Annotated in this window: 19 protein-coding genes; 10 read left to right on the plus strand and 9 right to left on the minus strand. The window is 64.5% G+C overall.

Annotated features, from left to right (window positions below; genetic code table 11):
* The first annotated feature begins 104 nt into the window (after window positions 1–104).
* From hemJ to BM118_RS27590, 7 genes are all read left to right on the plus strand, one after another.
* Window positions 105–527, plus strand: a complete 423-nt coding sequence (gene hemJ / locus BM118_RS27555; protein WP_092189236.1) for a protoporphyrinogen oxidase HemJ — start codon at window positions 105–107, stop codon at window positions 525–527.
* 249 nt (window positions 528–776) lie between these two features.
* A complete protein-coding gene (rho, locus tag BM118_RS27560) occupies window positions 777–2,042 on the plus strand; it encodes a transcription termination factor Rho (RefSeq protein WP_011083462.1) in 1,266 nt (421 codons plus the stop codon).
* Between the two features lie 261 nt (window positions 2,043–2,303).
* Window positions 2,304–3,662 carry a tRNA uridine-5-carboxymethylaminomethyl(34) synthesis GTPase MnmE gene (gene mnmE / locus BM118_RS27565; RefSeq protein ID WP_092189238.1) on the plus strand — a complete coding sequence of 453 codons (1,359 nt, stop codon included), beginning with the start codon at window positions 2,304–2,306 and terminating at the stop codon, window positions 3,660–3,662.
* A gap of 533 nt (window positions 3,663–4,195) precedes the next feature.
* A complete protein-coding gene (gene mnmG / locus BM118_RS27575; RefSeq protein WP_092189242.1) occupies window positions 4,196–6,076 on the plus strand; it encodes a tRNA uridine-5-carboxymethylaminomethyl(34) synthesis enzyme MnmG in 1,881 nt (626 codons plus the stop codon).
* Window positions 6,077–6,217: 141 nt separating this feature from the next.
* Window positions 6,218–6,859, plus strand: coding sequence for a 16S rRNA (guanine(527)-N(7))-methyltransferase RsmG (gene rsmG, locus BM118_RS27580; RefSeq protein WP_177234747.1), 642 nt, complete (start codon window positions 6,218–6,220; stop codon window positions 6,857–6,859).
* 27 nt (window positions 6,860–6,886) lie between these two features.
* Window positions 6,887–7,753 carry a ParA family protein gene (locus tag BM118_RS27585; RefSeq protein WP_092189245.1) on the plus strand — a complete coding sequence of 289 codons (867 nt, stop codon included), beginning with the start codon at window positions 6,887–6,889 and terminating at the stop codon, window positions 7,751–7,753.
* Window positions 7,754–7,900: 147 nt separating this feature from the next.
* Complete coding sequence (locus BM118_RS27590; RefSeq protein ID WP_177234748.1) at window positions 7,901–8,785, plus strand: ParB/RepB/Spo0J family partition protein; 885 nt, start codon at window positions 7,901–7,903, stop codon at window positions 8,783–8,785.
* A 337-nt stretch (window positions 8,786–9,122) separates the two neighbouring features.
* Here BM118_RS27590 and holA read toward each other — a convergent pair whose 3' ends face one another.
* The 4 genes from holA to BM118_RS27610 all read right to left on the minus strand — a co-directional run bounded on the left by holA (window position 9,123) and on the right by BM118_RS27610 (window position 15,407).
* Window positions 9,123–10,151 carry a DNA polymerase III subunit delta gene (holA, locus tag BM118_RS27595; protein WP_092189249.1) on the minus strand — a complete coding sequence of 343 codons (1,029 nt, stop codon included), beginning with the start codon at window positions 10,149–10,151 and terminating at the stop codon, window positions 9,123–9,125.
* Between the two features lie 115 nt (window positions 10,152–10,266).
* Complete coding sequence (gene lptE / locus BM118_RS27600; RefSeq protein ID WP_092189251.1) at window positions 10,267–10,818, minus strand: LPS assembly lipoprotein LptE; 552 nt, start codon at window positions 10,816–10,818, stop codon at window positions 10,267–10,269.
* Window positions 10,805–13,429, minus strand: coding sequence for a leucine--tRNA ligase (gene leuS, locus BM118_RS27605; protein ID WP_092189253.1), 2,625 nt, complete (start codon window positions 13,427–13,429; stop codon window positions 10,805–10,807). The genes lptE and leuS overlap by 14 nt, the downstream gene beginning before the upstream one ends.
* Window positions 13,430–13,709: 280 nt before the next feature.
* Complete coding sequence (locus BM118_RS27610; protein ID WP_177234749.1) at window positions 13,710–15,407, minus strand: diguanylate cyclase domain-containing protein; 1,698 nt, start codon at window positions 15,405–15,407, stop codon at window positions 13,710–13,712.
* Window positions 15,408–15,515: 108 nt separating this feature from the next.
* On the opposite strand from BM118_RS27610, the gene BM118_RS27615 reads away from it, so the two are divergent.
* Window positions 15,516–16,205 carry a YggS family pyridoxal phosphate-dependent enzyme gene (locus tag BM118_RS27615; RefSeq protein ID WP_092189257.1) on the plus strand — a complete coding sequence of 230 codons (690 nt, stop codon included), beginning with the start codon at window positions 15,516–15,518 and terminating at the stop codon, window positions 16,203–16,205.
* 146 nt (window positions 16,206–16,351) lie between these two features.
* On the opposite strand, the gene BM118_RS27620 is transcribed toward BM118_RS27615, so the two are convergent.
* Complete coding sequence (locus BM118_RS27620; protein ID WP_092189259.1) at window positions 16,352–17,137, minus strand: 2-keto-4-pentenoate hydratase; 786 nt, start codon at window positions 17,135–17,137, stop codon at window positions 16,352–16,354.
* A gap of 6 nt (window positions 17,138–17,143) precedes the next feature.
* Complete coding sequence (locus BM118_RS27625) at window positions 17,144–17,713, minus strand: L,D-transpeptidase family protein (protein WP_177234784.1); 570 nt, start codon at window positions 17,711–17,713, stop codon at window positions 17,144–17,146.
* Window positions 17,714–17,916: 203 nt separating this feature from the next.
* On the opposite strand from BM118_RS27625, the gene BM118_RS27630 reads away from it, so the two are divergent.
* Both BM118_RS27630 and BM118_RS27635 read left to right on the plus strand, forming a co-directional pair.
* Window positions 17,917–18,603, plus strand: coding sequence for a response regulator transcription factor (locus tag BM118_RS27630; RefSeq protein ID WP_008142830.1), 687 nt, complete (start codon window positions 17,917–17,919; stop codon window positions 18,601–18,603).
* Window positions 18,604–18,661: 58 nt separating this feature from the next.
* Entirely contained in the window at window positions 18,662–19,105 is a 444-nt protein-coding gene (locus BM118_RS27635; protein ID WP_092189263.1) for a cyclic nucleotide-binding domain-containing protein, read from the plus strand.
* A gap of 128 nt (window positions 19,106–19,233) precedes the next feature.
* Here the strand turns inward: BM118_RS27635 and xth are convergent, their stop codons facing one another.
* The 3 genes from xth to BM118_RS27655 all read right to left on the minus strand — a co-directional run bounded on the left by xth (window position 19,234) and on the right by BM118_RS27655 (window position 23,608).
* The gene (gene xth, locus BM118_RS27645) at window positions 19,234–20,049 is read right to left on the minus strand and encodes an exodeoxyribonuclease III (protein ID WP_092189265.1); all 816 of its coding nucleotides are present in this window, start codon (window positions 20,047–20,049) and stop codon (window positions 19,234–19,236) included.
* Between the two features lie 180 nt (window positions 20,050–20,229).
* Window positions 20,230–20,985 carry an outer membrane lipoprotein carrier protein LolA gene (locus BM118_RS27650; protein WP_092189706.1) on the minus strand — a complete coding sequence of 252 codons (756 nt, stop codon included), beginning with the start codon at window positions 20,983–20,985 and terminating at the stop codon, window positions 20,230–20,232.
* A gap of 151 nt (window positions 20,986–21,136) precedes the next feature.
* Window positions 21,137–23,608, minus strand: coding sequence for a DNA translocase FtsK (locus BM118_RS27655; protein WP_092189267.1), 2,472 nt, complete (start codon window positions 23,606–23,608; stop codon window positions 21,137–21,139).

Below are 23,608 nucleotides of genomic sequence, written 5' to 3' on the forward strand. Positions count from 1 at the left end.
GGCACATTCCATCCACCGTTTGGTGAGCAGAAGCGTTTTCGAGCGAAGCGGATTCCGGTTCGCCTCGATAAAACACGTCGAAACAAGAAAAGGAGGCCGCCGGCATGTACGAGTGGATCAAGGCGCTGCACGTGATCGCCGTCATCTCCTGGATGGCGGGCATGCTCTATCTGCCGCGGCTGTTCGTCTATCATTGCGAGGCCGAAATCGGCTCCAGGCAGTCGGAAACGTTCAAGATCATGGAGCGCCGGCTGCTCAAGGCGATCATCAACCCGGCCATGATCATCACCTGGCTTGCCGGGCTCTATCTCGCCTGGTCCGGCCATTGGTTTGCGTCCGGTTGGCTGCACGTAAAACTGGCACTGGTCCTGGCGCTGTCCGCGGTCCACGGCTTTTTTTCGCGCTGGTGCAAGGATTTCGCTGCCGACCGGCGTCCGCGAAGTCAGAAATTCTATCGGATTATCAATGAGGTGCCGACCGTCCTGATGATCTTCATCGTCATCATGGTGATCGTGAAACCGTTCTAGGCAGCGATCTCGATTGATCGCTCAGCGCTTCGGCTTGCGCAGTGAAGGGCGATTTTCTATATTAGCGATATCCCACCCAACGCAGGCGGATGTGGTTGTGTCCGAGCTTTCCAGAGGCCGGACACCGCATCAGGTTTGAAGCCCCCACCGGCACTCACCTTGCCAGACCTGCGGACCCTATCTTCTCACGTCCGCATTTCAGAGCCTCCTCGCACCCCCTTCCTAAGGTTACCCCACAGGACCACCCCAATGCGGGAAATTAAACTCCAGGACCTCAAGTCGAAGACCCCGGCCGAGCTCGTCTCGTTCGCGGAAGAGAACGGGGTCGAGAATGCCAGCACCATGCGCAAGCAGGAGCTGCTGTTCGCCATTCTCAAGCAGCTTTCGCTTGCTGAGACTGACATCGTCGGCGAAGGCGTCGTCGAGGTGCTCTCCGACGGCTTCGGCTTTCTTCGTTCACCCGATGCCAATTATCTGCCGGGCCCGGACGACATCTACGTTTCGCCCTCGCAGATCCGCCGTTTTGGCCTGCGCACCGGCGACACCATCGAAGGCCACATCCGCAGCCCGAAAGAGGGCGAGCGCTATTTCGCGCTGCTGAAGGTCAACACGCTCAATTTCGAGGACCCGGAAAAGGCCAAGCACAAGGTCAATTTCGACAACCTCACGCCGCTGTTTCCGAACCAGCGTTTCCGCATGGAAATCGACGATCCGACGCGAAAAGATCTTTCTGCAAGGGTGATCGACATCGTCGCGCCGATCGGCAAGGGCCAGCGCGCGTTGATCGTGGCGCCGCCGCGAACGGGTAAAACCGTGCTGATGCAGAACATCGCGCATTCGATCACGCACAATCATCCCGAATGCTATCTGATCGTGCTTCTGATCGACGAGCGTCCGGAAGAAGTCACGGACATGCAGCGCTCGGTGAAGGGCGAGGTCGTGTCCTCGACCTTCGACGAGCCGGCGGTGCGCCACGTCCAGGTCGCCGAGATGGTGATCGAGAAGGCCAAGCGCCTGGTCGAGCATGGCCGCGACGTCGTGATCCTGCTCGATTCGATCACGCGTCTCGGCCGCGCCTACAACACCGTGGTGCCGTCATCCGGCAAGGTGCTGACCGGCGGTGTCGACGCCAACGCGCTCCAGCGCCCGAAGCGCTTCTTCGGTGCCGCCCGCAACATCGAGGAGGGCGGCTCGCTGACCATCATCGCGACCGCGCTGGTCGATACCGGCAGCCGCATGGACGAAGTCATCTTCGAAGAGTTCAAGGGCACCGGTAACTCCGAACTGATCCTCGACCGCAAGGTCTCGGACAAGCGGACCTTCCCGGCGATCGACATCTCGCGCTCCGGCACCCGCAAGGAGGAGCTCATCACCGATCCGCAGGTGCTCAAGAAGATGTACGTGCTCCGCCGCATCCTGAACCCGATGGGCACCATGGACGCGATCGACTTCCTGCTCGACAAGCTGCGCTCGACCAAGAGCAATTCGGAGTTCTTCGACTCGATGAACACCTGAGTGCGGTGCAGCAAAGGATTGGAGGGCGCCTTTGGGCGCCCTTTTCTTTTGTGCAGGCTTGTTGCACCGAGGGTGCAGGATGGCGAGCGGTTCGCTGTCGGATCTGATGGTCTATTAATGTGTTGATATAACTAAATAATACTTGAGTTATATTGCATTGCAACAAACTCTCTTGCTGCGGGAAAAGGTGCAGCAAAATCGGCCGGGCGCATCGGCCAAAACGGATATTTGCCTTTTCCCCGGCGGCTGGACAAATAGGCCATGCATCCGCGAGACCAGACCATCTTTGCACTGTCGTCCGGCCGTCCGCCAAGCGCGATCGCCGTGGTGCGGGTCTCGGGCGCCCAGGCCGGCCCGGTGCTGGCGACGCTCGCGGGCAGGCTGCCGGCACCGCGGCAGGCCAGCCGCCGGCTGCTCCGTGACGCCGCGAACCAGCCGATCGACGATGCGGTCGTGCTCTGGTTTCCGGGGCCGGCGAGCGCGACCGGTGAGGACATCGCCGAAATCCACGTCCATGGCGGCCGCGCGGTGCTGGCGGCGCTCCTGGCCGCTATTTCTGTAATTCCGAATACGCGGGCGGCCGAGCCAGGCGAGTTCACGCGGCGCGGCTTCGAGAACGGCAAGCTCGACCTGACCGAGGCCGAAGGCCTCGACGATCTCATCCATGCCGACACCGACCGCCAGCGCCGCCAGGCGTTGCGTCAATTGCAAGGGCTGCTCGGCGACCGCGCGCGCGACTGGCGCGAGCGCATCATCGAGGCCTCGGCGCTGATCGAGGCCGGCATCGACTTTTCGGACGAGGGCGATGTGCCCGCGGAATTGAGGGCGCCGGCGGTCAAGGCGATCAAGGCGCTGCACGACGAAATTGCAGAAGTCCTTGCGGCACAGGGACAAGCTGAACGTCTACGCGATGGCCTGGTGGTTGCCATCGCCGGCGAGCCGAATGTCGGCAAGTCGACGCTGATCAACCAGCTGGCGCGTCGCGAGGTCGCGATCGTCTCGCCGCATGCCGGCACCACGCGCGACGTGATCGAGGTGCAGCTCGATCTCGACGGCTATCCCGTCACTGTCATCGACACCGCCGGCATTCGCGAGACCGATGATCCCGTGGAGCAGGAGGGTGTGCGCCGCGCGCGAGCGCGGGCCGATGACGCCGACCTGGTGCTGTGGCTTATCGAGGGGGAGCAGGCCGCCGATCCCGAGGCGATGCGTTCGCTGTGGACGTCCGGCGACGGGCGCCATCCGTCCGGCGGCTCGGTCTGGATCGTGCGCAACAAGATCGATCTCGGCGGGGTCGGGGAAGCCGGACGGCTGGGTGAGTTCGGGATCTCGGCGAGCCAGGGCGACGGGATTCGCCAGCTGGTCGACGCCCTTGTGACGTTCGCCGCTGAGTTCTTTGGAACCAGTGAGGGTGCATTGGTGACCCGGGCCCGCCAACGCGATCTGTTGCGCCAGGCATCAGACAGCTTGCGCCGGAGTCTCGAGCTTGTAGAAGAGGGCGAGGAGCTCGCGGCCGAGGAGCTTCGTTCCGCCGCCTATGCCCTGGGCCGGCTGTTAGGCCGGGTGGACGTCGAAGACGTCCTTGGGGCGATCTTCCAGAAATTCTGTATCGGAAAGTAACGCTAGTTCTTCATTCTAGAACTAGCGCTTGTTCCATTTCTTGTTGCTTCACGTGAAACGGGGCACGGCTCCGTTGCGTGGAAGGCGAGTGGGCCTGTTTCACGTGAAACAGGCCTTTAGCCAGGTGGGTGCGCTCGATCTACCTCGCTGCGAAACAGTGGCGATTTGGAGCAGGGCGCGTGCCACAGTCTCGTCATTGCGAGGAGCCCTTGCGACGAAGCAATCCAGACTGCCTCTGCGGAGGGAAGCTGGATTGCTTCGCTACGCTCGCAATGACACACGTTGCACTGATCTCGCCTCCATCGATACAGCCAGTATCGACGGATGGATTATCCCGCCGTCGCCCCTTTCAGCGTCGGCGGGTCCATTTTGTTTCACGTGAAACATAGTGATTTCAAACCACGGCCTACTGTGCATGGGGTTGTTTTCGAGAAAATTGGTTCCGGGTCGATCGTGGCTGTTTCACGTGAAACACCCGGCCCCGCCCAGTTTCCACTTCCGGCTTTTCCGCCTCTGAGCTAGAAGATCGGCCCATGCGAACAGAGCGAGAGAGTTTCGACGTCATCGTGATTGGCGGCGGCCACGCCGGCTGTGAAGCTGCGGCCGCCTCCGCCCGAATGGGCGCAACGACCGCCCTGGTGACGCATCGTTTCTCCACTGTCGGCGCGATGTCCTGCAATCCCGCCATCGGCGGTCTCGGCAAGGGCCATCTGGTCCGTGAAGTCGATGCGCTGGACGGTCTCATGGGCCGGGTCGGCGATGCCGGCGGCATCCAGTTTCGCGTACTCAATCGCCGCAAGGGCCCCGCGGTCCGCGGCCCCCGGGCCCAGGCCGACCGGAAGCTCTATGCCGCCGCCATGCAGGCTGCGATCCGGGAGACCGCGGGTCTTTCCGTCATCGAGGGCGAGGCCGACGAGCTGATCGTGGTCGAGGGCCGGGTGACCGGACTTCGCCTGGCCGATGGCCGGGAATTCGGGGCCGGGGCCATTGTCGTCACTACCGGCACCTTCCTGCGCGGTCTGATCCATCTCGGCGAGAAGAATTGGCCCGCCGGCCGGGTCGGTGAAGCCCCCGCGATGGGCCTTTCAGGCTCTTTCGAGCGCGCCGGATTCACCCTTGGACGGCTGAAGACCGGGACGCCGCCGCGTCTGGACGGCACCACGATCGACTGGTCCGCGGTGGAGATGCAGCCCGGAGACGAGCCGCCGGAGCCGTTCTCGGTCATGACCGAGCGGATCACGACCCCGCAGATCCAGTGCGGGATCACGCGGACTACGCCTGAGACCCATGAGGTGATCCGGGCCAATGTCCATCGCTCCCCGATGTACTCCGGGCAGATCAAGAGCTCCGGCCCCCGCTATTGCCCCTCGATCGAGGACAAGATCGTCCGCTTCGGCGATCGTGATGGCCACCAGATCTTCCTGGAGCCGGAAGGGCTCGACGACAGCACCGTCTATCCCAACGGCATCTCGACCTCGCTGCCGGAAGAGGTCCAGCTCGCGATCCTCGCCAGCATTCCCGGTCTGGAGCGGGTAAAGATGGTGCGCCCGGGCTACGCCATCGAATACGACCACATCGATCCCCGCGAGCTCGATCCGACCCTCCAGACCAAGCGTCTGCGCGGCCTGTTCCTGGCCGGGCAGATCAACGGTACCACCGGATACGAGGAGGCCGCCGGCCAGGGCATCGTCGCCGGCCTGAACGCCGCGCTGGCCGCGAGTGGCGCTGCGTTGACGGTGTTCGACCGCGCCGATGGCTATCTCGGGGTGATGATCGACGACCTCGTCACCCGCGGGATCACCGAGCCCTATCGGATGTTCACCTCCAGGGCCGAGTACCGGCTGACGCTGCGGGCTGACAACGCCGATCAGCGCCTGACCGAGAAGGGGATCGCGCTCGGGTGCGTTGGTAGCGCCCGAACCCGGCATCACCGCGCCAAGATGGACGCCCTGAATGCGGCCCGGACGCTCTCCAAGTCCCTGACCATGACCCCGAACGAGGCGATCAAGCACGGCCTGTCCCTGAACCGCGATGGTCAGCGCCGCTCGGCCTTCGAGCTGATGGCCTATCCGGATATCGGCTGGAGTCAGGTCCGCGCCATCTGGCCGGAGCTGTCGGCGATCGACCCTGCGATCGCCACCCATCTCGAGATAGACGCCAAGTACGATGTCTATCTGGAGCGCCAGAGCGCCGACGTCGAAGCCTTCCGGCGCGATGAGGGGCTGGTGCTGTCAGAGGTCGACTATCAGCTGGTCCCCGGTCTCTCCAATGAGGTCAGGGCCAAGCTGGAGAAGGCGCGACCGTTCACCGTCGGCCAGGCCGGCCGGATCGACGGCATGACGCCAGCGGCGCTCGGCATCCTCGCGGCGTATCTTCGCCGCGAAGCACGGAAGACCTCCAAAGCAATTGCATAGGCGTTTCACGTGAAACAGCGCGGACCGGCCGGCGGCAGACCGTCATCAGGGAAACCCTCGGCGGGTGAGGGCGCTCGGCGCCGAGCCGAACCTGCACCGATCACACCGAAAATCGACAAGGCGAGCGCGAACGATCCGTCGTTGGACGCGGTCATCGCCGCCGACAAGATCGCAGCGCTGAAGCTCGCACCCGTTTCACGTGAAACCGAGGCCCGGCTCGATCGCTACATCGCGGTGCTGCGGGAGTGGCAGGCTAAGACCAATCTCGTGGCGCCTTCGACCCTGCCGCACCTCTGGACCCGGCACATCGCCGACTCGCTTCAGCTCCTCGGTCTCGCCCCATCGGCCAGGCGCTGGGCCGACCTTGGCAGCGGCGGCGGCTTTCCGGGCGTCGTCCTGGCCTGCGCCATGGCGGAGACACCGGGCGCGCGTGTCCATCTCGTCGAGCGAATCGCCAAGAAGGCAGCGTTCCTGCGCGAAGCGATTCGCATCACCTCATCTCCGGGAGTCGTACATCTCGCTGAGATCGGGGATAATGTGGATAGAATCACCGGCCCCGTCGATTGCGTCACCGCCCGTGCACTGGCTCCGCTACATCAACTCATCGGCTTTGCGGAGCCGCTGATGCGCCAGGGCGCAAAGGCGTTGTTTCCGAAGGGTCAAGATGTAGAGGCTGAATTGACCGAAGCCGCTAAATATTGGAATATTCAGCCGCAGCTCCACCAGAGCCGCACGGGTGACGGCTGGATCGTGGAGCTCAATGCCGCCGAACGGCGCGGCTGAGCGTTCAGGGGCGAATGGGGAATTGCGATGAGCGTGATTGACGAGCCGCAGCAAGAGCAGACCGCCCAAGAACAGGCTGTGGTCCCGCAGGGCCACCCGCGCATCCTCGCGCTGGCGAATCAAAAGGGCGGCGTGGGAAAAACAACCACAGCGATCAACCTCGGCACGGCGCTCGCCGCGATCGGCGAGCGCGTCCTGATCGTCGATCTCGACCCGCAGGGCAACGCCTCGACCGGCCTCGGCATCGATCGCCGCAGCCGCTCCTGTTCGACCTACGACGTGCTGATCGGCGAAGCGGCGTTGCGCGAAGCCGTGGTCTCGACTGCGGTGCCGCGGCTGCACATTGCGCCCTCGACCATGGACCTCTCCGGCCTCGAGCTCGAGCTCGGCACCACGCCCGGCCGCGCCTTCAAGCTGCGCGATGCGATCGGCGCGCTCAACAACAACGTCTCGCCGGATGCCGACTACACCTATGTGCTGATCGACTGCCCGCCCTCGCTCAACCTTCTGACGGTGAACGCGATGGCGGCGTCCGATGCGATCCTGGTGCCGCTCCAGTGCGAGTTCTTCGCGCTCGAAGGTCTGTCGCAATTGCTCCAGACGGTGGAGCAGGTGCGCTCGACGCTCAATCCGAACCTGTCGATCCACGGCATCGTGCTGACCATGTTCGACTCGCGCAACAACCTCTCGAACCAGGTCGTCGCCGACGTCCGCCAGTTCATGGGCGAGAAGGTCTACAAGACCATGATCCCGCGCAACGTGCGCATCTCGGAAGCGCCGTCCTACGGCAAGCCGGTGCTGGTCTACGATCTCAAATGCGTCGGCAGCGAAGCCTATTTGCGGCTCGCCACCGAAGTGATCCAGCGCGAGCGCGAGCTGCGCACGACGCATTGACGATGCCGTAGGGTGGGTTAGCCGAAGGCGTAACCCACCAGTTCTGCCGCCTCGAACAAACCAATGGTGGGTTACGCTTCGCTAACCCACCCTACGATTCGAAATTCAGTTCTGGAGTGCTGCACCGTGAATCCAAGGGAGCTGGCGATGGCCGACGAAGCGCGTTCGCGACTGGGCCGGGGTCTTGCAAGTCTGATCGGTGACGTCGGCGGCGAGGCTCAGCACGTCGATCGTCCGCGCGCGCAGCGCAAGGTGCCGATCGAATTCATCAAGCCCAATCCGCGCAACCCGCGCCGCACCTTTTCGGAAACCGAGCTCAAGGAGCTCAGCGATTCGATCAGGCAGCACGGCGTGATCCAGCCGATCGTGGTGCGCCCGGTGAAGGGTGCGCAGGATCGCTACGAGATCATCGCCGGCGAACGGCGCTGGCGCGCTTCGCAAATGGCCGGCCTGCATGAAGTGCCGATCGTGCCGGTCGACATCAGCGACAGCGATGCGCTGGAATTCGCGATCATCGAGAACGTGCAGCGCGAAGACCTCAATCCGATGGAGGAGGCGCAGGGCTATCACGCGCTCGCCAACGAGTTCAAACGCAGCCAGGACGACATCGCTAAAGTCGTCGGCAAGAGCCGCAGCCACGTCGCCAACATGATGCGGCTGACCAAGCTGCCGGCCGAGGTGCAGGCCTTGATCGCGACCGGCCAGCTGACGGCCGGTCACGCCCGCGCGCTGATCGGCGTGCCCGATCCGCTCGCGGCCGCCAGGCGCATCGTCGAGGAAGGCCTCAACGTCCGTCAGGCGGAGGCGCTCGCGCATGAAGAAGGCGTGCCGGAGCGCAAGCCGCAGAAGGCGCGCACCGGGGCGAAGGAAAAGGACCCTGATACGATCGACCTCGAAAAGCGCGTCAGCGACGCGCTTGGTCTCAAGGTCACCGTCAATCACCGCGACCCCGGCGGCTCGGTCCAGATCAACTACCGCAACCTCGATCAGCTCGACGAGGTGATGAAGCGGCTGGCGAAGGGCGCGCTTTAACTCTCGGCGTCGTCCTGGCGAAAGCCAGGACCCATACCGCGTGATCCATCGATGGGATCTGGTCGCAGTACCGGACCAACAATCTTCGCAAAACCTCGCCCTGGGGTAATGGGTGCTGGCTTTCGCCAGGACGACAGCTGAGTGAGCGGTACACGTCTGCTTCCACATCGTCATTGCGAGCCAACGGGTCCGCGCAAAGCGCGGCTCGATGACAGGCTCAGCGAAGCAATCCAGAATCTCTCTGCGGAAAGATCCTGGATTGCTTCGTCGCACCAGCGCAAAATTGCTTCGCAATTTTGTCGCGGGCTCCTCGCAATGACGTCGAGAGAGTGCGGGCTCAGCCCCGCCGCTTCGCGTTCGCGGCGATCGCCATCAGCGTACGCTGGGCGATGGCGGCGGCGAGGGTGGACTGCTTGCGGGTGTCGAGCGCGGCGGTTGCGAGCTGCTCGATGATGGCGGCGAGCCGCGCCACGCTGAAATTGCGTAGCGCCGTCTCCACCGCCGGCTTTCGCGAAAAGTGCAGCCGCGGAAAGCCGCCGTCGAGCACGGCGGAGGCCGGGGTGCCGTCGGCGATCGCAAGCGCGGATTTGTGCAGCCACGCGGCCTGGCGCTGCGCGGCCGAGATGATCACGCCGGGATAGGTGCCGGCGATCATGGCTTTGGCGAACTCGGTCTCGACGATGTCGGGCCGGCCGGCGAAGGCCCCGTCGACGATCGGATCGAGCTTCAGCTCGGACGCATCGGCGACCACCGCCATCACGTCTTCCAGCGTGATCTCGCCTTTGCCATGTGCATAGAGCGTCAGCTTGCGCAGCTCGTTGCGCGAGGCCTGGCGGTCGCCGCCGAGGAACGACATCAGCGTTGCGCGGGCATCCTGCGCGATGCGCAGGTTCGCGATGCGGAGCTCGTCGTCCATCAGCTTGGCCAGGTCGCGTTCGGTGTCGGGATAGCAGCCGATCGCAACGGCCGTCTTGGCGCGCTCGCAAACCTTGCGCAGCGGCGACTCCGGCCGCAGCTCGCCGGCCTCGATCACGATGCGGCAATCCTTCACGCTCATCTCGGCCAGCGTGTCGATGCCGCTGGCAAAGCTGCGCGAGCCGGCGCGCACGCGGACGGCGCGGCGGCCGCCGAACAGCGGCACCGTCATGGCTTCGTCGACGAGACGCGACGGCTCGGCGGAGAGCTCGTCGCCGTCGAGCTTCACCAGCGAGAACGGATCGTTGGGATCGTCGACCGCGGAGGCGATCAGCGCATCGGCGCGTTCACGCACGAGGCCAGCGTCGGGACCGTAGAGCAGGATGATCGGCCGGCCCGCATCGGGGCGGGCAAGGAAGGCGTCGATCTCTTTTCCGCGCAGCGCGACCATATTGTCTGATACCCGTCATTCCGGGGCGCCTCGTCAGAGGCGAACCCGGAATCCAGAGATTGGGGATCGAGATTCCGGGTTCATGCTTCGCATGCCCCGGAATGACGGAACTGAATCAGGTGCCCGCGGTGAAGAATGCGGCGAGCCGGGTATTAATGTTCTCGGCGATCTCGTTGGCGGCACGATCCTCCGCATCGCGCACCGCTCGGTTGCGGGAGAAGCGCTGATAGGAGCCGGGCATGTCATAGGACACGCGCGAGAACGTGGTGCCGGTCATCACCGACTTGCCGGTCGCGACCTCGGTCAGGTTGTACTGGCAGTCGATGCCGTAGTTTTCACTGCTCGGCAGACCGGTATTGGGATCGACGATCAGGGACGACCGGCTGGACGAGAAGCGAATCTCGAGCCGGTGGGTCGGCGGCATGCCCGTGGCCGTGCCGTAGAGCTTGAAGGCGAGGGCATTGCGGACCTCGACGCCGACGCGGGCCTCGCGCGAGGCATTGATCTTGTTGATCGGCGGGAGTTCGACCCCCATCAGCTTATCGCGCAGGCCGGGGGTGCCGTCGGTACGCTCGGCATACATCGGCTGGAAGCAGCCGGCCGTCAGCGCCGCCAGAGCGGCCACCGCGAGCAAGCGGGCTGCGATACGGATCCTAGCCGACAACATTCACGATCCTCTTGGGGACGATGATCACCTTGCGGACGGGCTTGCCATCCAGGGCCAGTTTTACCGCATCGAGGGCCAAAACGGCAGCCTCGATTTCCGGATTCTGGGCCGCTGTTGCAACTGTGACCTCACCCCGCTTCTTGCCGTTGACCTGCACCACCAGGGTCACGCTGTCTTCAACCAGCAAATCGCGTTCGATTTGCGGCCAATTGGCCTCCGAAACCAGCCCCTTCTGGCCCAGCACCTGCCAGCACTCCTCGGCCAGATGCGGCATCATCGGGGAGAACAGCTGAACCAGGATCTGGCTGGCCTCCCGGATCGACCAGGCGAGGTCAGCCGCCGGCTGGCCGGGGCGCTGGAGGACCTCGGACAGGGCGTTGGCGAATTCGCGGATATGGGCGAGGCAGACGTTGAAGTGCAGCCGCTCGATCCCGGTGGTGACCTTGTCCAGCGCGCCATGGGCGGCCTTGCGCAAGGCGGTCGCATCCGCCCAGAACGAGGCCGGCCGGGCCGCCGGCGCGGCCTTGCCGAGTTCAACGGAATCGTTCACCAGCCGCCACAGCCGCTGCACGAAGCGTGAGGCGCCCTGGACGCGCTCGTCGCTCCAGATCACGTCGCGGTCGGGCGGGGAGTCCGACAGCATGAACCAGCGCGCGACGTCGGCGCCGTAGGTCTCGATGATGTCGTCAGGGTCGACGGTGTTCTTCTTCGACTTCGACATCTTCTCGATCGCGCCGATCTGGATGTCTTCGCCCGTCGTCAGGAGGCTTGCGCGGCGCCCGTTGCCGCCGACTTCGATCTTGACCTCTGCCGGCTGCACATAGGTGCCGTCGGCCTTCTGGTAGGTCTCGTGCACCACCATGCCTTGGGTGAACATGCCGGCGAACGGCTCGTCCAGCGCAACGTGCCCGGTCGCCTTCATCGCGCGGGTGAAGAAGCGGCTGTAGAGCAGATGCAGGATCGCGTGCTCGACGCCGCCGATATACTGGTCGATCGGCAGCATCCGGTTGGCGACCGCGGGCGTCGTCGGCGCGTTCTCGTTCCAGGGATCGGTGAAGCGTGCAAAGTACCAGGACGAATCCACGAAGGTGTCCATGGTGTCGGTTTCGCGCTGAGCCTTGGCCCCGCATTTGGGGCAGGTGACGTGCTTCCAGGTCGGATGATGGTCGAGCGCGTTGCCCGGCTTGTCGAAGGTCGCATCGTCAGGCAGCTTCACCGGGAGGTCGGCATCCGGCACCGGCACCACATCGCATGTCGGGCAATGGATGACGGGGATCGGGCAGCCCCAGTAACGCTGGCGCGAAATGCCCCAGTCGCGCAGGCGGAAATTCACCTGGCGCTCGCCGACCGGCGCGTTGCCGCGCAGCTCGTTTTCGAGGCGTTTTGCAACCTCGTCCTTGGCCTGCTCGATGGTCATGCCGTCGAGGAAGCGCGAATTGATCATGCGGCCGTCACCGTCATAGGCGGTGTTGGTGATGACGAACGATTTCGGATCCTGGCCTTCGGGACACACCACCGGCGTGTTGCCGAGGCCGTACTTGTTGACGAAGTCGAGGTCGCGTTGGTCGTGCGCGGGGCAGCCGAAGATCGCGCCGGTGCCGTATTCCATCAGCACGAAGTTGGCGACATAGACCGGCAGCTTCCATGTCGGATCGAACGGATGGATCGCGCGGATGCCGGTGTCGAAACCCTGCTTCTCCGCGGTGTCGATGATCTCCTGCGCGGTGCCGATCTTCTTGATCTCGGCGATGAACTCCGCAAGTTCAGGGTTCTTCGCGGCGGCCGCCGTCGCCAGCGGGTGATCCGCCGAGATCGCCATGAACTTCGCGCCGAACAGCGTGTCGGGGCGCGTGGTGAAAATCTTCAGCTCGCTCTCGCCGGCCGGCGTCGTCGCCTGATCCAGCGCGAAGCGGACCAGGAGACCCTCGGAGCGGCCGATCCAGTTGCGCTGCATCAGCCGCACTTTGTCGGGCCAGCGGTCGAGCGTATCCAGCGCGGACAAGAGCTCCTGCGAGTACTTCGTGATCTTGAAGACCCACTGGCTCATTTCCCGCTGTTCGACGACGGCACCGGACCGCCAGCCGCGGCCGTCGATCACCTGCTCGTTGGCGAGCACGGTCATGTCGACGGGGTCCCAGTTCACCTTGCGCTTCTCGCGCTCGGCAAGGCCCGCACGCAGGAAGTCCAGGAACATCTTCTGCTGGTGCTTGTAGTAGGAGGGATCGCAGGTCGCGATCTCGCGGCTCCAGTCCAGCGACAGCCCGATCGAGCGGAGCTGCTTCTTCATCGCGGCGATGTTGTCGTAGGTCCAGGCCTTGGGGGCGACCTTGCGCTCGATCGCGGCGTTCTCGGCCGGCAGGCCGAAAGCGTCCCAGCCCATCGGGTGCAGCACGTTGAACCCCTTGGCGCGCATGAAGCGGGCCAGCACGTCGCCGAGCGTGTAGTTCCGGACATGGCCGATATGGATGCGCCCGGACGGGTAGGGGAACATCTCGAGCACATAGTATTTCGGCCGCGAATCGTCGTTCCTGGAGACGAAGATCGCCTTTTCGTCCCAGGCGGCTTGCCAGCGCGGTTCGGAATCGCGGGCGTTATAGCGTTCGGAGGTCATGGAATCGTTGGTTTTTTCGTGGGTTCGGCCGTCCTGAAGACGGCGGACTAGGCCACAAAAGCGGCCGTGGGGTCAACGGGTTGCCGCAAGGGGCAGGGCTGCTGGTCCGCCCGCACAAATACCGAGGGTGCCGTTGGGGGGGTGATCAAGAGGCCAATGCGAGGACGCGGCTGGCCAAGACCTCAATACCGCGGCTGCCAGGCGCCGAACTTGCCGCCCGTGCCGAAATCGCGTGGGGACGGGAGACGACCTCGATCGCACCGAGGCCGCGGGCCAGCCGTCAGCCCGCCATCATCATATCAGCTGCGCCGGTCTCGATCGCCTGCACGCCGTGCTCGACGACCTTGTTGCGGCCGCGGTGCTTGGCGGCGTAGAGCGCGGCGTCGGCGGCTTCGATCAGGTCGCCGGGGCGCAAGGCCTCGTTGGGCTTCGTTGCGGCAACGCCGATCGAGACGGTGACGATCATGTGGGCGGACGTGATGTGCGGCAGGCAGAGCTTCAGCACGGCCGCACGCACCAGCTCGCCGATCTCCACGGCGCGATTCACGTCGGTGTTCGGCAGCAACAGGCAGAATTCCTCGCCGCCGTAGCGCGCCGCGAAGCCCATCGTGTCGGCGGCGATGCCGGACAGCGACTCGCCGAGCCTGGTCAGGCAGGAATCGCCTTCGAGATGGCCGTAGGTGTCGTTGAAGAGCTTGAAGTGGTCGACGTCGATCATCAGCAGCGCGAGGTCGCTGCCATATTGCTGCGCGCGCATCCATTCGAAGTCGAGCCGGCTCTGGAAGCCGCGGCGGTTGGCGAGCCCCGACAGCATGTCGATCGAGGCCATCACCGTCAGGCGGTCGTTGCTCGCGATCAGCTCGCGCTCGCGCTGGCTCAGTTGTGCGGCCATCGCGTTGAATGCGCGGGCCAGCGGCACGAATTCGGCCGGCAGGCGATTGCGCGCCGCGCGCGCCGACAGATCGCCCTCGCCGAGACGCTTGGCCATGTCGGCGAGCATCTCGATCGGCTTGATCACGAGCTTTTCGGCGGCGATCAGCGCGCCGAGCAGGACGAACACGACGACGAACGCGAGCTGGAGATAGGCGGTACGGATGTCGCGGCTCACCGCCGCGGACACCTTGTCCTCGTCGATGCTGGCGATCAGCCGGGCGTTGGTGCCGGCGATGCGGATGTAGCTGACCGCGCGGCGGGAGCCGTCGGCGGCGAGGAAAGACAGCGAGCCCTCGTCCTGGTCCGACCGCAGCGCCCTGTCGGCGATGGCGGACATCAGCGGCATGTTGTCGAGCGGACGCCCCACTACGCTGTGCTGGTCGGCGGGTGCGGCCAGCACGGTGCCGGCGCTGTCGACCAGCACGGCCGTGATGCCGGCGCGGCCGCCGAGATTGCTCATGACCTTCGACATCCAGTCGAGGTTGACGGTGGCCAGCACGACCGCATCCGCTACGCCGCTGAACGCGGATACCGGGTACACCGCCATGACAGTCGGCGTCTGCACGGGCCGCGACAGGATGAAATCGCTCAGCACGAAGCGGCCGGTTTCCTGCGCCTGCTGGAAGTAAGGCCGGTCACTGAGATCGAGGCCGACATACATGTTGTTGGTGGCACACTGGATGCGGCCGTCCTGGCCGGCGATCAAAAGCGTGCGAATCCATGGAAGATTCGATGGCAGGCTCGCGCGCAGCACGTCGCAGCTCTTGCTGATGCCGCCGACGGAGGCGCGGATGAAGGCTTCCGATTTCAGGATGGTCTCGACCGACGAGATCACCTCGCGCTGCGCATCGGCGCTGTGCCTTGCGACGGTGGTGAACTCGGCCGCGGCCTGCGCGATCTGGCTCCTGCGCGTGTCTTCGAGCGAACGGATGCGCTCGAGCATCAAGGGCGCCACCAGAATCACCGCGAGCAATGCAAGCCGCGCCCGGATTCCGAGGACCTGCTTGAGTTTTGCCCGCTTGCGGTTGAAACTGACGTTTGCCATCTTCGCTACCCACCCCATGGGCCAAGGTAAAGCGAAGGGTTCAAAAACTCTTTCTTGAACTCGGTAAAATTGGACTTACCTCGGTTACGACCACAGCCAATCGACGTCATGACAGAAGCCAACGCCGCGCCGGTAACCGGCCATTCACCAAACGCGCTCGCCGCGGTCGAAACCGAAATCGCGCGCGCCTGCAAGGACGCGCGGCGCGATCGCGCCTCCGTCACGCTGATCGCGGTGTCCAAGACCTTCGACGCGGATGCAATTACCCCGGTCATCGCCGCCGGACAGCGCGTATTTGGCGAGAATCGGGTGCAGGAGGCCAAGGGCAAGTGGCCGGCGTTAACGTCCGTTTACCCCGATATCGCGCTGCATCTGATCGGGCCGCTGCAATCCAACAAGGCGAAAGAGGCGGTCGCGCTGTTCGACGCCATCCATTCGGTTGACCGCCCGAGCATTTGCCAGGCGTTAGCCAAGGAAATCGAATCCCAGAACAAACATCCGCAGCTCTTCGTCCAGATCAACACCGGCGAGGAGCCGCAGAAGGCCGGCGTCGCGCCCGGCGAGGCCGATGCCTTCCTCGCAAGCTGCCGTGACACCTATGGGCTGACGATCTCCGGACTGATGTGCATCCCGCCGGTCGACGAGCCGCCGGCGGCGCATTTCGCGCTGACAGCCAAGATCGCCGCGCGCAATGGATTGAACAATCTCTCGATGGGCATGAGCGCGGATTTCGCCACCGCGATCATGTTGGGCGCCACGCATGTGCGCGTGGGGTCGGCGATCTTCGGGCATCGGTGATAGTTGTTTTGCGTCGTCCTGGCGAAAGCCAGGACCCATTACCCCAATCGCCTGTTTGGCGAAGATTGGTCGTTGGTACTGCGACCGATCGGAATCGAGAGATCACGCGGTATGGGTCCTGGCTTTCGCCAGGACGACAGCAGTGATTACGCAAACCCCACCGACACCTTCCCCAACACGCCGAAATCCACCGCAAGCTGATCGCCGGCCTGGATCGGCAGCGGCGGATGGCACGTGCCTGTGGTCACCACCTCCCCTGCCCGCAAGGTGATGCCGAGCCCGCGCAGTTCGTTGGCGAGCCAGGCGAGCGCAACGCGGGGATCGCCGAGCACGTTCTTGCCGTGGCCGATATAGCGCTCGCCGCGCAGCGTGATCTGCGGCCGTTCCGCGACGAGATCCATCGCGCGCCAGTTCGCAGGCGTCGCGGCGCCCAGCACGAACAGATGTGCGCAGGCATTGTCGGCGATGAGCTGCGCCTCGCCGGCGCCGGCGAAATCGGCGAAGCGTGAATCCGGAATCTCGATCGCGGGATGCAGGCTGTCGACGGCAGCCAGCACCTCGTCGACGGCAAACGGCGTCGCGCGCGGCGCCAGATCGCGTCCCATGCGGAAGCAAAATTCCGGCTCGCCGACGCGCATCTCGTTGCCCTTCATCGACGCGGTGCCGCCGTCGGCAATCAATGTGTCGCTCATGATGCGCCCGGCCAGCGGTCCCGCGACATTGATATGCTTCTGTCCGGACTCGCTCGTCGCCGCGATCTTCCAGCCGAACAATTTTCCGGGCGATTGCGCTTCGAGCGCGGCCTGAATGGCGTAGCCCTCGGCGCGGGTCTGCGGCCGCAGATGTCTCTCCAGCGCGTCGAGCTTGGTGCCGTCACGCCAGTGTTGAACGAGAACCCGCGATGCGGCGGCGATCTGATCCTTCTCGAGCATGTGGCCTCACCCGATGATGATTCTTGTTCGTGGGCCCAGCCGCCGCAGCAATTGCAGCATCGCGGATTTGGTCATGGAGACGCAGCCCGCGGTCGGCCCGAAATTGTCGCGGGCCAGATGCAGAAACACCGCGCTGCCGCGGCCGGCGATACGCGGGCGCGTGTTGTGGTCGATTTCGACGATGAAGTCATAGAGATGGTCGGCCCGTTTGAGCCGGTCACCGCCCTGCCCCTCGCCGAGCCGGATTCCCTGGTTGTAATGACGATCCCGGGGATCCTCGCACCAGGCGTCCTCGCCGGTGATGATCTGCGCCGGCAGGAAGGTTTGCGGCCGGCTGTGCCGGTCGCCCCGCCACCACAAGCGCCTGGGACGGAAGCTGCCCCTCGGGGTGCCGCCGTCGCCCTCGCGCTTGTTGGCGAGAATACCGCCCCGCCCCAGCGCCACCGGAATCGTCAGCTGTCCGGCCGTCAGCCAGCCGCGGCACGGATTACCGGCGGCAGGCTTAACGCGGATCGCGGACAGCGGTCCGGGGCTTCGATTCTTGATGTAACTAGCTGAAGCAGCGTTGTTTTTCATGTGAACGTGCGATGTCGAATTCATTACAGGACATTCATCAAAACGCCCTGCTATTCTGGGTTAGAGTAGTTCTGGCTTGTGAATCGGTAACAGCCCACTACTTCAACACGAACAACAATAATAATGGCGACCCTTAAACTTCCCCTCGCGGCTGGGCGCGGCATGCATGCGCGCCGAGCCGGACCCCAAAAGGATGATACCCTATGGCCAATGCCCGCAAGATCCTGATCGTGGATGACGATACCGATCTGCGCGATACGTTGGTGGAGCAATTATCGCTGCACGAAGAATTCGAGGCCTCTGCCGTCGATACCGGCGCCAAGGGCGCGAGCGCCGCAAAGGCCAATTCCCCCGATCTCGTTCTGATGGACGTCGGCCTGCCCGACACCGATGGCCGCGAGGTGGTCCGCTCCCTGCGCAAGGGCGGCTTCAAGGCCCCCATCATCATGCTGACCGGGCATGACACCGATTCCGACACGATTTTGGGCCTGGAATCCGGCGCCAACGACTACGTCGCAAAACCCTTCCGCTTCGCCGTGCTGCTGGCCCGCATCCGCGCCCAGCTCCGCCAGCACGAGGCCAGCGAGGATGCGGTGTTCTCGGTCGGCCCCTACAGCTTCCGGCCCGGCTCCAAGATGCTGACCGCCGCCAATGCGCGCAAGGTCCGGCTGACGGAGAAGGAAACCGCCATCCTCCGCTTCCTCTATCGCGCCGGCCAGATGCCGGTGTCGCGCGAGACCCTGCTCCAGGAGGTCTGGGGCTACAATTCCGGCGTTACCACCCACACGCTGGAAACCCACATCTACCGCCTCCGCCAGAAGATCGAGAAGGACGCCGCCAACCCGGAGATCCTGGTAACGGAAGCCGGTGGCTACAAGCTGGTGCCGTGATACGCTTCAGGGGCGTGCGAATCGTTTTAGATCGCGTGCCCTTGAGCCTCGGATCTGAATGTCAATCGACGACGACGTAGCGCTTCTCGAGCGGGTCCCGACATTGCGCCTGTTGGGAGACGCCTCGTTGCGCATGCTGGCGATCGGCTCCGAGCAGCGTGACTTCGTCCGCGGCGACACCCTGTTCAATCTCGGCGACGACGCCGATGCCGGCTACGTAGTCCAGCGCGGCGCCTTCCGGGTCGAGGACGGCGCCGGCGCCGAGATGATCGCAGGTCCCGGCGCGCTGATCGGCGAGCTCGCGCTGGTGGTGCCGATGAAACGGCCGTCGAGCGCGATCGCGCTGGAGCATTCCTCCGTCATCCGCGTCGCGCGCAGCCTGTTTCAGCGCGTGCTCGAAAGCGACCCCGCCGCCGCCGTTCGCTTGCGCGACGAATTCGCAGTTCGCTCCAGCCAGATCGCGAGCGATATCCTGATGGCCGGTGCGAAGCTGACGACGTAGGTCTCTCCGCTCTCTCCGCTCGTCATTCCGGGGCGCGCAACGCGCGAACCCGGAATCCATTCATCCACGAACTCTGCGGCTCCATGGATTCCGGGCTCGCGCTGCGCGCGCCCCGGAATGACCGGGAATCACACCTCCAGCGTCACCGTGACAGGCACATGGTCCGACGGACGCTCCCAGCTCCGCGCGTCGCGGAGAATCTTGAAGTCCTGGACCGCGTCCTTCAGCGCGCGCGAGACCCAGATGTGGTCGAGGCGGCGGCCGCGGTCGCCGACGGTCCAGTCGGCGGAGCGGTAACTCCACCACGTGTAGACTTTTTCCGACATCGGAATGCGCTCGCGCGCGACGTCGACCCACTCGCCGGCTGCGAGCGCCGCCTTCAGCTTCTCGGTTTCGACAGGCGTGTGCGAGACCACTTTCAGAAGCTGCTTGTGCGACCAGACGTCGTTCTCGTGCGGGGCGACGTTGAGATCGCCGACCAGGATGTGGCGGTCATCACCGCGTGGATGCAGCGGCTCGCAGGCCTTCATCTCGTCGAGAAAGCGCAGCTTGTGATCGAACTTCTCGTTCAGCGCGGGATCGGGAATGTCACCGCCGGCCGGTACGTAGAAATTATGCAGCACCAGCGGCTTTGCGATGTTGGCCTTGTCGCCGAAGGACACGGAAATGTGGCGCGAATCCACCTTGTCGCAGAAGGTGCGGATGTCCTTGGACTCGAACGGGATCTTCGAGACGATGGCGACGCCGTGATAGCCCTTCTGCCCGTTCAGCGCGACATGCTCATAGCCGAGCCGCTTGAAGCGCTTCAGCGGAAAGGCGTCGTCGATGCACTTGGTTTCCTGGAGGCACAGCACCTCCGGCCGCGCGCTCTTGAGGAATTTCGCGACCAGATCGATGCGCAGCCGCACCGAATTGATATTCCAGGTTGTCAGGGAAAGACGCATGAGGGATGCGTCTTAGCATGGATTGGCGCGGGGAAAATGCTTGTCCACAGCGAGCTCTCGTAGGGTGGGTTAGCCGAAGGCGTAACCCACCACAGTCTATCTCTGCGGAAACACAAGTGGTGGGTTACGCCGAGCAGATGCGCTTTGCGCATCTGCAGGGCTAACCCACCCTACGCACCGTCAGCCCGGCGATGGACCGTAATTGGTGAAGTCGATCTTGAACATGCTGGGATCGAGCTTCTTGGTTGCGTCGAGATTGTAGATCGCGATCGTGGTGTCGTAGCCCTGCGGGTCGGTGACGGTCCACTGCTTCAGCTGGCCGTCCTTGGCGCCGAACATCAGCAAGAGGCGGCTGGTGCCGACCAGCGCCTGCTTCTCCTCGATGGTGACGCTGACGAAGACGTCGTCGGCCGAGACGTTGACGACATTGGTGTCCTTCATCAGGTCGATGCGATCGGACAGCAGGAAGCGCAGCGGCGTCTGCGACAGCGGATAGACATCCTGGGTGGCGAGCTTGCGGTCGCGCACCACCAGCGACGATCCGTCGGCGACGATGTCGATCGGGCTCGGCGCGTCATATTCGAAGCGCACCTTGCCCGGCTTCTGGATGTAGAAATCGCCCTGCGTCTTGCTGCCGTCGGGGCCGACCTGGACGAAATTCCCGACCAGCGTCGACAGCGAGGACAGATAGGCGCTGACCTTGGCCGCCTGCGCCTTCTGGCTGGCGTCGAAGGTCTGGAAGATGCTGCTCGGCACGTTGCGGCGCGGATCCGGGATGATCGGATTCGGCGGCGTCTGGGTCGCGCCGGTGACCGCAGGCCCGCCGGCGGCCGGACCGTTATCGCGGCCCTTCGGCGCAGGCTTCGGCACGGGCACGGTCTGCGCGAACGACGCCGCAGTCACCATCGCGGCGGTGACGAGAAGCACGCCGGCCATGCGCGCGCTTCGCGCGGCGATGGTGGCAGCGAATCGAATGTCCGGATGTCTGATCAACGCGTCGTCCTGTATGGCTAGGCGCCTTTTAGCGTGATTTCGGGCAAAAGCAGATATCGATTTTGCGTGAAAGGCTGTTTTGAGGCGGCTCGCCTCACATATGGCTGTCTTCTTCCTCGACCAGGATCTCGCGCTTGCCGGCGTGGTTGGCGGGACCGACAATGCCTTCCAGTTCCATGCGCTCCATCAGCGATGCGGCGCGGTTATAGCCGATTTGCAGGCGGCGCTGGATGTAGCTGGTCGAGGCCTTGCGGTCGCGTTTGACGATCGCAACGGCCTGCGCGAACAGGTCGCCGCCGCCATCGGCGCCCATGCCGGTGGCGTCGAACACCGCGCCATCCTCGTCCTCGGTCGGCTCTTCGGCCGTGACAGCCTCGAGATATTCCGGCTGGCCCTGGGTCTTGAGGTGACGCACCACCTTCTCGACTTCGTCGTCCGAGGCAAACGGTCCGTGCACGCGGCTGATGCGGCCGCCGCCCGCCATGTAGAGCATGTCGCCCTGGCCGAGCAGCTGCTCGGCGCCCATCTCGCCCAGAATGGTGCGGCTGTCGATCTTGGAGGTGACCTGGAAGGCGATGCGGGTCGGGAAGTTCGCCTTGATGGTGCCGGTGATGACGTCGACCGACGGACGCTGCGTCGCCAGGATCACGTGCAGGCCGGCGGCGCGCGCCATCTGCGCGAGGCGCTGCACCGCGCCCTCGATGTCCTTGCCGGCGACCATCATCAGGTCGGCCATTTCGTCGACGATGATGACGATGTAGGGCAGCGGGTCGAGCGAGAGCTTCTCTTCCTCGTAGATCGCCTTGCCGGTCTCCTTGTCGAAACCGGTGTGCACCGTGCGCGTCGGCTCCTCGCCCTTGGCTTTCAATTCGAGCAGGCGCGTGTTGTAGCCGTCGATGTTGCGCACACCGAGCTTGGCCATGTTCTTGTAGCGCTCTTCCATCTCGCGCACGGCCCATTTCAGCGCGACCACCGCCTTCTTCGGGTCGGTCACGACCGGCGTGAGCAGATGGGGAATGCCGTCATAGACGGAGAGTTCGAGCATCTTCGGATCGACCATGATCAGGCGGCACTGGTCCGGACGCAGCCGGTAGACCAGGCTGAGGATCATGGTGTTGATGGCGACCGACTTGCCCGAGCCGGTGGTACCGGCGATCAGCATGTGCGGCGTGCGCGCGAGGTCGATGATGACGGGGTCGCCGCCGATGGTCTTGCCGAGGCAGAGCGGCAGCTTGGCAACCGTGTCGATGGTTTCCTTGGCGACCAGCAGCTCGCGCAGATAGACCTTTTCGCGATGGGCGTTCGGCAATTCGATGCCGATGGCATTGCGGCCGGGCACGACAGCGACGCGCGCCGACAGCGCGCTCATCGAGCGGGCGATGTCGTCGGCAAGTCCGATCACGCGCGACGACTTGATGCCGGGCGCCGGCTCCAGCTCGTACAGCGTGACGACGGGACCCGGATTGGCCTTCACGATCTCGCCGCGCACGCCGAAGTCTTGCAGCACGCCTTCGAGCGAGCGCGAATTGGCTTCCAGCTCGGCCTTGCTGAGCGGCTGGCGATCACCGGCCTTGGGCGCGGCCAGCACGGACACGGACGGAAGCTCGAACTTGTCGGAGGATTTCTTCGCAGCCTTCGGAGCAGCCTTCTTGCGCGGGGCGCGCGCGGCAGGCTCCTCCTCTTCCTCCTCGTCTTCCTCTTCCTCGTGCTCGTCCTCGTAGTCCTCGTCCTCGGACCGCGGCGAGATCGGCGGCGCGGTGCGGCCGCTGCCGAGATTCGGCTCCTGGCGGCTGAACGCAACGGCCTTGGTCTTCGGTCCGCTCGAGACCAGCGAGCGGTAAGCGGCACCACACAGCCAGATCAGGCGTGCCTTGGTGCTCATCAATGCATGGAACAGCCAGCCCAGCGACACCGAGCCGCGATCGCTCTCCTCGTCTTCATCGAGCGGCTTGTCGTCATCCTCGATCTCATTGAGCTCGTCGTCATGCTCGCGCGCGCCAAGACCGCAGGCGATCAGGAAAGTCGCGGCCATCGCCGCGAACAGGATCACACCGAGCACCGTGCGATAGATCGTGCCGGCCGGTCCGAAAATCACCGCGGGCGCGCGCACCAGGGCATCGCCGACCACGCCGCCGAGTCCGGTCGGCAGCGGCCATGCGCCGCCGTGCGGCCAGCAGCTGACAAAGCCCGCGGCGATCACCGTGCAGAGAATCCAGCAGCCGAGCCGCAGCGCCTCGCGGTCGAACGGGCGATGGGTCATCATGCGCCAGCCCCAGACCGCGACCGTCAGGACCAGCATGATCGCGCCGAGTCCGAGGATCTGCATCGCAAGGTCCGCGCCGATCGCGCCGGCATAGCCGAGGATGTTGCGGATCGGCCGCGAGGTCGCGTGGCTGAGGCTTGGATCCTGCACCGACCAGGTCATGAGCGCGGCCGAGGCGAGCCCCGACAGTGCGATCAGGCCGAGGCCGGCGAGCTCGCGCACGCGCCGCGTCAGCGCCTCGCGGATCGATGGCGGCAGATGACCGACCAGTGGAATGACACGTTCGATTGCCGACATGCTCAC

This window comes from Bradyrhizobium sp. cf659 (assembly GCF_900113725.1).
GTDB lineage: Bacteria > Pseudomonadota > Alphaproteobacteria > Rhizobiales > Xanthobacteraceae > Bradyrhizobium.

What these genes read in the sequence shown, in the direction of transcription:
- hemJ (WP_092189236.1), top strand. Translation starts at nt 105, where the DNA reads ATGTACGAGTGGATCAAGGCGCTGCACGTGATCGCCGTCATCTCCTGG.
- rho (WP_011083462.1), top strand. Translation starts at nt 777, where the DNA reads ATGCGGGAAATTAAACTCCAGGACCTCAAGTCGAAGACCCCGGCCGAG.
- mnmE (WP_092189238.1), top strand. Translation starts at nt 2,304, where the DNA reads ATGCATCCGCGAGACCAGACCATCTTTGCACTGTCGTCCGGCCGTCCG.
- mnmG (WP_092189242.1), top strand. Translation starts at nt 4,196, where the DNA reads ATGCGAACAGAGCGAGAGAGTTTCGACGTCATCGTGATTGGCGGCGGC.
- BM118_RS27585 (WP_092189245.1), top strand. Translation starts at nt 6,887, where the DNA reads ATGAGCGTGATTGACGAGCCGCAGCAAGAGCAGACCGCCCAAGAACAG.
- BM118_RS27590 (WP_177234748.1), top strand. Translation starts at nt 7,901, where the DNA reads ATGGCCGACGAAGCGCGTTCGCGACTGGGCCGGGGTCTTGCAAGTCTG.
- holA (WP_092189249.1), bottom strand. Translation starts at nt 10,151, where the DNA reads ATGGTCGCGCTGCGCGGAAAAGAGATCGACGCCTTCCTTGCCCGCCCC.
- lptE (WP_092189251.1), bottom strand. Translation starts at nt 10,818, where the DNA reads ATGTTGTCGGCTAGGATCCGTATCGCAGCCCGCTTGCTCGCGGTGGCC.
- leuS (WP_092189253.1), bottom strand. Translation starts at nt 13,429, where the DNA reads ATGACCTCCGAACGCTATAACGCCCGCGATTCCGAACCGCGCTGGCAA.
- BM118_RS27610 (WP_177234749.1), bottom strand. Translation starts at nt 15,407, where the DNA reads ATGGCAAACGTCAGTTTCAACCGCAAGCGGGCAAAACTCAAGCAGGTC.
- BM118_RS27615 (WP_092189257.1), top strand. Translation starts at nt 15,516, where the DNA reads ATGACAGAAGCCAACGCCGCGCCGGTAACCGGCCATTCACCAAACGCG.
- BM118_RS27620 (WP_092189259.1), bottom strand. Translation starts at nt 17,137, where the DNA reads ATGCTCGAGAAGGATCAGATCGCCGCCGCATCGCGGGTTCTCGTTCAA.
- BM118_RS27625 (WP_177234784.1), bottom strand. Translation starts at nt 17,713, where the DNA reads ATGAAAAACAACGCTGCTTCAGCTAGTTACATCAAGAATCGAAGCCCC.
- BM118_RS27630 (WP_008142830.1), top strand. Translation starts at nt 17,917, where the DNA reads ATGGCCAATGCCCGCAAGATCCTGATCGTGGATGACGATACCGATCTG.
- BM118_RS27635 (WP_092189263.1), top strand. Translation starts at nt 18,662, where the DNA reads ATGTCAATCGACGACGACGTAGCGCTTCTCGAGCGGGTCCCGACATTG.
- xth (WP_092189265.1), bottom strand. Translation starts at nt 20,049, where the DNA reads ATGCGTCTTTCCCTGACAACCTGGAATATCAATTCGGTGCGGCTGCGC.
- BM118_RS27650 (WP_092189706.1), bottom strand. Translation starts at nt 20,985, where the DNA reads ATGGCCGGCGTGCTTCTCGTCACCGCCGCGATGGTGACTGCGGCGTCG.